Source organism: Ruoffia tabacinasalis (assembly GCF_042652985.1).
Lineage (GTDB): Bacteria > Bacillota > Bacilli > Lactobacillales > Aerococcaceae > Ruoffia > Ruoffia tabacinasalis.
On record NZ_JBHSHQ010000087.1, the window covers coordinates 1 to 1,027 of the forward strand.

2 protein-coding genes are annotated in these 1,027 nt (G+C 42.9%); both read left to right on the plus strand.

What is annotated here, in order from left to right; genetic code table 11:
• The coding region (locus tag ACFO5Y_RS11725; RefSeq protein WP_380706747.1) for a hypothetical protein at nt 1-275 on the plus strand (275 nt) is incomplete at its 5' end.
• A complete protein-coding gene (istB, locus tag ACFO5Y_RS11730; protein ID WP_197105363.1) occupies nt 269-1,027 on the plus strand; it encodes an IS21-like element helper ATPase IstB in 759 nt (252 codons plus the stop codon). The genes ACFO5Y_RS11725 and istB, both read left to right, overlap by 7 nt.

Sequence of the window (1,027 nt, forward strand, 5' to 3'; positions counted from 1 at the left end):
AGCACTCGCATGTGTTAAAGCATCACCCTTTATTGAAGACCCTCTATGACCATTATTATAACGATAAACCCAAGCTATTTCTAGAGCACTTGGAACGTTACCGTGCATGTGATGAACATCAACGCGTCATCCACATGACAGAAGCGGTACGATTACACGCCACAAAGCCTCTCCCTAAGGGGCAGGACCAAGAAATCAACCCGGTGATTCAACAAACAGAACACACACTACATCAGCTTAATCGCATCTTTGGATTGGAGGAAACACCATGTTAACGATCACAGAGGCAGCCAATGAACTGAAACTGTCGTTCCTTAAGGAAAACCACCCTCACTTGATGGCAGAATATCAAGCGAGGGGGCTAACCTTTGAAGAAGCCTTATTGGAATGGATTAATGAGGAGGTGCAACATCGACGCAATCGCAGTCATCAACGTCGGATAAAGCAAGCAAAGTTTAGTCAGAAAAAATACCTGGTCGACTTTGATGACCAGGTGTTTAACGAACCCGTGAGAAAAGAGCTGCGTTCACTGAAAACATTACAATTTATACAGAATAAAGAAAATGCCATCTTTATCGGCAATCCGGGTACAGGCAAGACCCACTTTAGTATTGGTTTAGGGATTGAAGCGTGCCTGCAAGGTTATAATGTGTTATTTATCAACGCCCCCAATCTGGTGATTCAGATGAAAGAAGCGGTCACTCAAAGTCAATTTTATCGGTTTAAACAACGCCTTCAGCGCATTGATTTATTGATTATTGATGAGCTCGGTTATCTATCCTTTGATGCTTCAGGCGCAGAATTGATTTTCAATTTATTATCTAACCGAATTGGAGAAGGCTCGGTGATTATTACCACGAATCTAACATTTGATCGTTGGCAGGATTGTTTTAAAGACCCGACATTAACGGGTGCTTTGGTGGATCGTTTGGTTTACAAGGCGCATGTTGTCGATATGCGGGGGGAAAGCTACCGTATGAAGCAAACCAGTCACTGGAAGAATACATTACAGGAAGGAGAGGAATAG